This is a genomic window from Bradyrhizobium sp. 142, from assembly GCF_023074015.1.
Taxonomy (GTDB): domain Bacteria; phylum Pseudomonadota; class Alphaproteobacteria; order Rhizobiales; family Xanthobacteraceae; genus Bradyrhizobium.
In genome coordinates this window covers 1-7,701 of sequence record NZ_JADPKQ010000236.1, presented here as the reverse complement: position 1 = coordinate 7,701, position 7,701 = coordinate 1, and the positions used below count along the sequence as shown (strand labels likewise).

The window sequence follows — 7,701 nt, the reverse complement described above, 5'->3', positions numbered from 1 at the left end:
CGACAAGCCTCCGCCAGTCAATCCCAGCAAGCCAAAGCCCAGGTTCTCTCTCGACCAGCTGGAGCTCATCTATGTGTGATTTTCCCGGGACAGCCCTGCCGCAAGCGGGGGAGGGAGCGCACCGTCTAGATGGCAACAATCGAGCCCAGCCTCGTGTCGTTCGAGCTCGCGACGTACCTTCACTGGAAGGTCATGTCCAGGCACTTGGAGATGTCGGAGCCGAGGCCGGAAGAAATGATGATGCAGCCGCGCACCTTCTGCGCGGTCACGTCGGTGGCCCAGACCGAGTAGCCGCCGGGGCCGAAGAACGAATTGGTGTTCGGCGGCTCGGTCTCGGTGGCGTCGAAATCGTAATGACCGTCGGTCTCGAAAATGCGCGGCTTCTTGGTGCAGCCGCCGTCGGTCTGGACGTTGATGACTTCCTTGTTGTCGCGGGTCAGCGCAAGCGAAACCTGGCAGCGGAAATATTCCGAGGTCTTGGTGTTGAAGAGGTAGGTGTAGGATTTGCAGGTCGCGGTGTTCAGCTTGCCCGGGGCAAGGCCGCGGCTGCAGGAAATCCGCTGGTTGTGGCTGAGCTGGTAATCATCGGCCCAGGCGGCCGGCGCCAGCGCCGTCAGCAACAGTGCGGCGGCCCCGCAGGCTTTAATGACATGGTTCATCCGAATCATCCCCACCAATATTTTTGTCGAATTGCGTTCTAGACGGAAAGCGGACCATAGTCGTGAGGGGGCGAAGGGAAAATCACAAGCTGCTGGGCAAGACGTGATGCGCTGCGGCGCTTTCGCAAATTGACCCGAAATAGCGTTCGTGATTTGTTCAGGCGCCCCATGGCGGGGAGGATGGATGATGGCATTTTCAACGAGGACATTTGCACTTGTAGCGATGCTGGGCGCGATCGCTGCGCCCGCACTCGCGCAGACCGCGGCAACGCCGTGGGAGCTCAAGCCCGATATGGGCTACGCCTATGACAAGGACGGCAAGACCTTTTCCTACAAGATGGGCACCAATAATGCCGGCGATCTTTTGAAGGGCGCCAAGAAGGTGCCGCGGGGCACGCTGTTCTTCATCGGCCACAACGGCCAGCTCTACATGCGCACCGGCCCCTATCTCGAAGGCGACGGCAAATTCAGGTTCGGGTCGGATCAGTAAAGGGGCAAAGCTGCGACGGTGCGCTCCCTCGCCCCGTTCTTACGGGGAGAGGGTGAGGTGAGGGGCTGCAGCCGCGATCACGGTGAGAGTTGGACTCGCGGAGAGTCCCCCTCACCCGGCGCTTCGCGCCGACCTCTCCCCGCAAGCGGGGCGAGGTGAGGAAGCAGCTCGCCAATAACTAACTAACTAAAACGCGCCCGCCAACTCCCGCGCACCGGCATTGTTGCCGTTGCTGTCCATTCGCGCATCGGTTATCGCGAGCAACTTCGCCACCGTGTTGTGGCGGATCGCGACCGGGTTGCGCTCGTAGCCGCCGCGCTGGAAGAAGTTCGAGGTCGGCACCTGCTCGCGCATCGCCTGCGGCATAGTCACCATGTCGAGCCCGGTGCCGTCCCCAGTGAGGTTCATCATCTCGAGCTCGGCCGCGGTGAGCGGACGGGTGTAGCCCTTGGCGCGCGCGAACAGCACTGAGGTCAAGAGCTTGTGGGTCTGCAGCATCGGGCCGACATCGATGTCGAGTACCATGGCATGCATGGCCCAGCCCTGTGCAGTGTTGCCGATTTTCTCGTGCTCCGACCAGGTATCCGGCACCGACTTCGCATGCGCCACCATGCGCTTCAGAACGCCGAGCTTCTGCTCCAGCGTCTTGCGGGCCGGCCCGGAGGTTCGCGCCATCTTCTCGCTCAGCGCGCGGATGAATTCATGACCCTGCTCGGCGAGCAGCTCGACGCTGTTGGTGGTCAGCAGCTGATTGTAGCCCATCGCGGTCGAGATCGCGCGCTTGCCGCCATGTTCAATTCCCGCTTGCACATCGTAGCTGCCGGTGCCGCCGGTCTCGAACGCGTAGACCCGCACCGCCTGCTCGCGCGTTAGCCCTAAGGCTAGCGCGTAGCGGGCGTAGACACGCTTGAACTCGAGCTCGGACGCCGGCCGCTGTGGAATGAACTCGTAGAGGTCCTGCGCCGCGCGCAGGAGATCGGCGACCACGGGAATAGGCTTTCGCACGGGGCGCTCCGGCGTTTCCTCCGGCTCCGGGTTCACCGGCCGCTTCGGCCCATTATAGAGCGGCGGGTGCTGCAGCACGTAATCGTCTAATGTGACCTGCTGCCCGCTGCGCCGCTTGGCATTGCGGCCGCGCCGCTTCTCCGAGACCTGGCTCCAATAGGCGCCGGCCTCGGCATCAAAGGCGGCGCGCGCCTCCTGGTACTCGGCGAGCTTGCGGCGATAGTCCGCGATTGCCTGTGGCGAGGCTTGCGCCATCGCGTTCCTGACCACCGGCGGCAGCGCGTCGGCGTCGCCGCCTCGCGCCGCCGGCGCGAGCAGGACGAGCGCCAGTGGAACCAGTGTCAGGGCGCGTCGAATCGAGGGGTGATGCATGATGCCCTCCTAGCAGGCATCCGGTAACCGTCACGTTAACGCGCCGTTTACCATCGTCACTTCCAGGCGAACACCGGCTGTTCCAACTCGGTCACACGGGTCGGCCGCCCCGCCAGCACCTCGCGGAACTGATAGATCAGCGCCGCCGTCGGCGCGTGGATCAGGCTACCTTGATGATGGAAGCGGACCACGCGGCGCGCGCTTTCGGGGATGGCGACGAAGTCGAAGGCGTCATCGCGTTCGATCGTCGCGAGCCCGATGCGATGGACGGAGGCAACCTCATCCAGGTTGGGCCGGATCGTGGCGCCGTCGGCGGCCCAGACCACGACCGGCGTGATCAGATAGCCGGAGCGGGTCGGGTAGTCGTCGAGCAGGCCGAGCACGTCGTTTGTCGTGAGCTTGAGCGCAAGCTCCTCGTCGAGCTCGCGCAGCCCCGCCTCGACCGGCGTCTCGCCGGCATCGCAGCGGCCGCCTGGCAGGGCCCACTGGCCGCGATGAGCGCGCAGATGTGATGCGCGCAGCGTGAGCAGGAAGGCGGCGTCGTTGCCGTCACCGGATGCAGTCAGTGCCAGCACCACCGCAGCGCGCTTCAACGTCGACAGTTCGGCCGCATCAGGCAGCCGCGCGAATGCCGCACAGGCATCTGCGATATTCCGTCTGGTGGCATCGTCGAAAGGTCTCATCATGCTTGACTACACCAGGACCGCGCTTGATGAAACGAGGAGAGATGTGCGTGCAGGGATGGACCTTGAGATGATCGACAAGACCGCCGCGAAGCTTAAATCAGACGGCTGGACCATCCTCGAGACCACAGGCTTCATGCACCTGATCGGTCCGCTCTGGGAGCGCAAGGTCGACGGCCATTACGAATTCGCACTGGCGACCGAGGACAAGCACCACAACCGCCGCGGCATGATTCAGGGCGGCGTAATGATGACCTTCGCCGACCGCACCTGCGGCATGACCGCCCGCTACGAGACCGGCAAGCAATACATGGCGACCGTGCAGCTCGACACCCATTTCGTCGAGGCCGGCAAGATCGGCGAAATCCTGATCTCCCGCCCCCGCGTGGTGCGCACGACGCGCAGCCTGATTTTCATGAGCACCGAGGTCAATGTGGATGACCGCTGCGTCGTGATGGCGAGCGGCGTGTTCAAGATCTTGAAGGGACCGGAGTAGCGCCGCGCCCTCCTTCGTCCGGCGTTGCAACGACGGCGCTTCCGCGACCTCGTCATTGCGAGCCCAGCGAAGCAATCCAGAATCTTTCCGCGGACGCATTTCTGGATTGCTTCGCTACGCTCGCAATGACGGAGTGAGAGGGCTATGCTGGCGCGACAAGAAGCAGCAAGGATCCGCCCATGCAATACCGCCAGCTCGGCCGCAGCGGACTAAAGGTGTCGCCGATCTGTCTTGGCACCATGATGTTCGGCGGGCCCACAAATGAAGCCGCCTCACAGCGCATCATTGCCAAAGCACACGAAGCCGGCATCAACTTCATCGACACGGCGGATGCCTATTCGAAAGGCGGCTCCGAGGAGGTGATCGGCCGCGCCATAGCTGCCAACCGTCTCAACTGGGTGCTCGCGACCAAGCTCGCCAACCCCATGAATAAGGAAATGGGCAACGATCCTAATCGCGGCGGGCTGTCGCGGCGCTGGGTATTGCAGGCGGCGGACGAGAGCCTGATGCGGCTCGGCACCGATCACATCGACATCTACTACCTGCACAAGGAGGACCACGCGACGCCACTGGAGGAGACGGTACGCGCGATGGGCGATTTGATACGCGCCGGCAAGGTGCGCTATTTCGGTGTCTCGAACTACCGCGCCTGGCGCGTTGCAGAAATCTGCAACATCTGCGACCGGCTCGGCATCGACCGGCCGGTGGCGAGCCAGCCTTATTACAACGCGATGAACCGCATGCCGGAGGTCGAGCACTTTCCGGCCTGCTCCTATTATGGCCTCGGCATCGTGCCCTATAGCCCGCTGGCGCGCGGCGTGCTCACCGGCAAATACAGTCTGGATGCAGCGCCGGACAAGGAAACGCGCGCGGGCCGCAACGACACCCGCATGATGCAGACCGAGTGGCGGCCGGAATCCTTGAGGCTCGCGCAGGAGATCAAGAGCCACGCCGAGAAGAAAGGCATCACCGCCGGCCAGCTCGCCGTCGCCTGGGTGCTCAACTCCGCCTTCGTCTCTTCCGTCATCGCCGGTCCCCGTACCGAGGCACAGTGGGACGACTACATCCGCGCGCTCGATTACCGCTTCACCGCGGATGACGAGGCGCTGATCGACCGCCTGGTGACGCCGGGTCATCCCTCGACGCCCGGCTATAACGATCCTGCCTATCCGATCGAGGGTCGCCGCGCGCGGACAGCGTGAGGGCGGGAGGCGCCGATGGCACTCGAAGACCGTTACGGACTGCAACTCTCCACCGCTTCGCACGAGGCGGCATCCGCCTATCGCGAGGGCGTCGACCTCATGCTGGCGGGCTGGACGGGCACGGCCGAGACGCTGGAACGCGCCATCGCGGCCGATCCGGATTTCGCACTCCCCCATATCACGCGCGCGCGCGTGCACGCCTTCTATCAGCAGGGCGATCTGGCGCGGCAGAAGGCGGCGATTGCGCGTGAGCTCGTTGCCAAACGCGGCACGGAGCGTGAGCACTCGCATGTTGAGATGCTGGCGCTTGCGATCGAGGGCCGGCTGCCCGAGGCGCTGGCGGCGACGCTGAAACACGTCGACGCGTGGCCGCGCGATGCCGTGGTGCTGTCGCTGCCGCTGGGTGCGTTCGGCCTGTTCGCCTTCTCCGGCATGGCCGATCACGACCGCGCGCGGCAGGAGCTGTGCGAGCGCGTCGCGCATCATTACGGCGAGGACTGGTGGTTCCTCACCCTGTACGGCTGGGCGATGACCGAGAACGGCAATGTCGCGCGCGGCCGCAGCGTCACCGAGCGCGGTTTTGGCCTGCGCCGCGAAAACGCCCATGCCGCGCATGCCGTGTTGCATGCGATGTTCGAGGACGGCTCGATCGACGAAGCCGACCGCCTCGTCGATGACTGGATCCCTTCTTACCACCGCGCCGGCATCCTGCATGGCCATATCCGCTGGCACCAGGCGCTCGGCGCGCTGGAGCATGGCGATGCCGCGCGGGCGCTGGCCATCTATGCCGATGTGCTCCAGCCCTCGGCCACGCAGGCGCCGCCGCTCAATGTCATCACCGATGGCGCCTCGCTGCTGTGGCGCTTGTCCGCTTACGGCCATACCGTGCCAAAGGCGCTCTGGTTTGAGGCCGACGCAGCCGCGCAAAAACTGTTTCCGAAATCGAGCCTGCCGTTCGCCGATGTCCACATGGCGCTATACGCGGCGGCAACGCAAAACCGGGAGGCGCTTGCGGCGCGTCTCGCCGCGATCGAGCAGCGGCTTGCCGACGGCAGGCTGCCGGCCGGTCCTGCGGTACCGGCGATCTGCCGCGCCCTGGCAGCTTTTGCCGATGAGGATTACGCAGCCTGCGTGCATACGCTCGCGCCCGTCCTCAGCCAGGTGGTGCGCATCGGCGGCAGCCACGCCCAGCGTGAATTGATCGAAGACACTTTTATCGTCGCCCTCATGCGCAACGGCGAGCTGCCGCGCGCCCGCGCCCTGCTCGATGCCCGCCTGCACCGCCGCCCGTCCCTGCGCGATAGGCGCTGGCAGGCGGCGATGGGCTAGTACTTGCAAGGGCGTAGGTCTTGGGCAGCCTCCGCCACGAAAAAAACACGGCGGTCCCGGCAAGTGCCTGCCGGGATAGGTTGGCAATTCGGGCGAATCGTCGGTAGGTGGGCGCGGTGGTATTTCAGGCGGGCATGGCGACACAAACGGGGCCGCAACCAATTTACGGTTCGGTTGTTGTTGGATGGAACTTTCCCGCTTCCGTGGTCCTCTGGCATACGAGCCTCGCGATGCGCCTCTGCCGACCGGTCCTCGCAGCAGCCCTCGTCGCCTCGATCACAGCCTTGGCAAGCCCTTGTTTTGCCGGGTCTTCCACGCCGATACCGGTCAACAATCCGACGCTACATAATGCCTTCGTTGACCTGCTGGCGCTGATGTCCGGCCACTGCAAGACGCTGAAGGTCGCCGGGCGCAGCTTCGCCTGCAAGACGGTCGCTTACGCCCATGGCGACAAGGGACGGGTCAATTTCGCGGTCGCCGTCGACGATCCCAGCGACGACAACCACGTCGTGTCGTTCTCGGGCGAGAACGGCAAGCGGGCCGACGACAATTCCTACGAGCTGCCGATCGACCGCATGCTGCTCAACTCCAAGAACCGGCCCAAGGTCGACGGCCTGCCGGTACCGGCCGAGCAGACCTCCACCGGAACTTGCCGCCAGACCGGCAATTTCGCCGCCAAGCAGGTCTCGGACGTCACCTGCTCGGCCACCGACAGCGAAGGCCGGAAGTACGAGCTGCTGTTCGTCTCCGACGGCAGGCCGGTCAGCGTCCGCCGGATCCGGCAGTCCGCGCCGTCGATCCAGGATCCGTTCAAGTAGCTCGCACTTTAATCTTCCGCGGCGAGCTTCGGAGCCACCCATGACGCGCGACCGTCTGTTTCTGCTGCGCCCCGGTTTCGAAGACCCGACCTTTCCGAACCGCCGTTTCTATTGCTGGCACTGTGCGCTGATCGACGGCGTGCTCGCCTCGTTTCCGGCGCTGGCCGCAACGCTCGACGTCCACCGCATCCCGTGGCCGCGGCAGGCGGTGATTGCGCTGCTCGGCGAAGTGAACCAATCGCTGCCGCTACTCGTGCTTGCGGACGGGACGACGTCGCCGCGCCAGACCGGCAGCCATCGCGCCTTCATCGCCGACAAGGATGCGATCCTCGCCGCGCTCTCCGAGCGCCACGGCTTTCCCGATCCGCATCCGTAAAAGCTTGTAGATCCTATGGGGTGGCAGGTGGTCAGGGGTAAATTGAACTCACCCTGGAGGATCAACGATGCGTACTGATCACACTGACGCACCCGCCGGAAGCGAGTATGCCACGATTTACTTGGCTTTCGAACTGAGCAAAGCGAAGTGGCAGCTGGGGATAATGATGCCCGGCGCCGAGAAGATGCGTCGTTACCGGATCGATGGCGGGGACATGGCGGCGCTATCTGGCGTGCTTTTGCGGGCTCGAGGGAAGGCCGCGCAGGAGGGC

General features: G+C 64.5%; 9 protein-coding genes and 1 pseudogene. 7 read left to right on the top strand and 3 right to left on the bottom strand.

The window, feature by feature from the left end; translation table 11 throughout:
- Positions 1-179: 179 nt before the first annotated feature.
- A complete protein-coding gene (locus IVA82_RS21940) occupies positions 180-659 on the bottom strand; it encodes a hypothetical protein (protein ID WP_247388922.1) in 480 nt (159 codons plus the stop codon).
- Between the two features lie 187 nt (positions 660-846).
- Here IVA82_RS21940 and IVA82_RS21935 point away from each other — a divergent pair, with 187 nt between their 5' ends.
- Complete coding sequence (locus IVA82_RS21935) at positions 847-1,149, top strand: hypothetical protein (protein ID WP_247388923.1); 303 nt, start codon at positions 847-849, stop codon at positions 1,147-1,149.
- A gap of 186 nt (positions 1,150-1,335) precedes the next feature.
- On the opposite strand, the gene IVA82_RS21930 is transcribed toward IVA82_RS21935, so the two are convergent.
- Both IVA82_RS21930 and IVA82_RS21925 read right to left on the bottom strand, forming a co-directional pair.
- Positions 1,336-2,526 carry a hypothetical protein gene (locus tag IVA82_RS21930; RefSeq protein WP_247388921.1) on the bottom strand — a complete coding sequence of 397 codons (1,191 nt, stop codon included), beginning with the start codon at positions 2,524-2,526 and terminating at the stop codon, positions 1,336-1,338.
- 56 nt (positions 2,527-2,582) lie between these two features.
- Positions 2,583-3,212 carry a CoA pyrophosphatase gene (locus tag IVA82_RS21925; protein WP_247388920.1) on the bottom strand — a complete coding sequence of 210 codons (630 nt, stop codon included), beginning with the start codon at positions 3,210-3,212 and terminating at the stop codon, positions 2,583-2,585.
- 67 nt (positions 3,213-3,279) lie between these two features.
- Here IVA82_RS21925 and IVA82_RS21920 point away from each other — a divergent pair, with 67 nt between their 5' ends.
- From IVA82_RS21920 to IVA82_RS21895, 6 genes and pseudogenes are all read left to right on the top strand, one after another.
- On the top strand, positions 3,280-3,705 hold the full coding sequence (locus IVA82_RS21920) for a PaaI family thioesterase (protein WP_247388919.1): 426 nt from the start codon (positions 3,280-3,282) through the stop codon (positions 3,703-3,705).
- A gap of 179 nt (positions 3,706-3,884) precedes the next feature.
- The gene (locus IVA82_RS21915; protein WP_247388918.1) at positions 3,885-4,907 is read left to right on the top strand and encodes an aldo/keto reductase; all 1,023 of its coding nucleotides are present in this window, start codon (positions 3,885-3,887) and stop codon (positions 4,905-4,907) included.
- A 15-nt stretch (positions 4,908-4,922) separates the two neighbouring features.
- Positions 4,923-6,236, top strand: coding sequence for a tetratricopeptide repeat protein (locus IVA82_RS21910; protein ID WP_247388917.1), 1,314 nt, complete (start codon positions 4,923-4,925; stop codon positions 6,234-6,236).
- 230 nt (positions 6,237-6,466) lie between these two features.
- On the top strand, positions 6,467-7,054 hold the full coding sequence (locus IVA82_RS21905) for a hypothetical protein (protein ID WP_247388916.1): 588 nt from the start codon (positions 6,467-6,469) through the stop codon (positions 7,052-7,054).
- Positions 7,055-7,094: 40 nt separating this feature from the next.
- Entirely contained in the window at positions 7,095-7,430 is a 336-nt protein-coding gene (locus IVA82_RS21900; protein ID WP_247388915.1) for a DUF3088 domain-containing protein, read from the top strand.
- 67 nt (positions 7,431-7,497) lie between these two features.
- Positions 7,498-7,701: pseudogene (locus IVA82_RS21895) on the top strand (hypothetical protein); the annotation flags it as partial.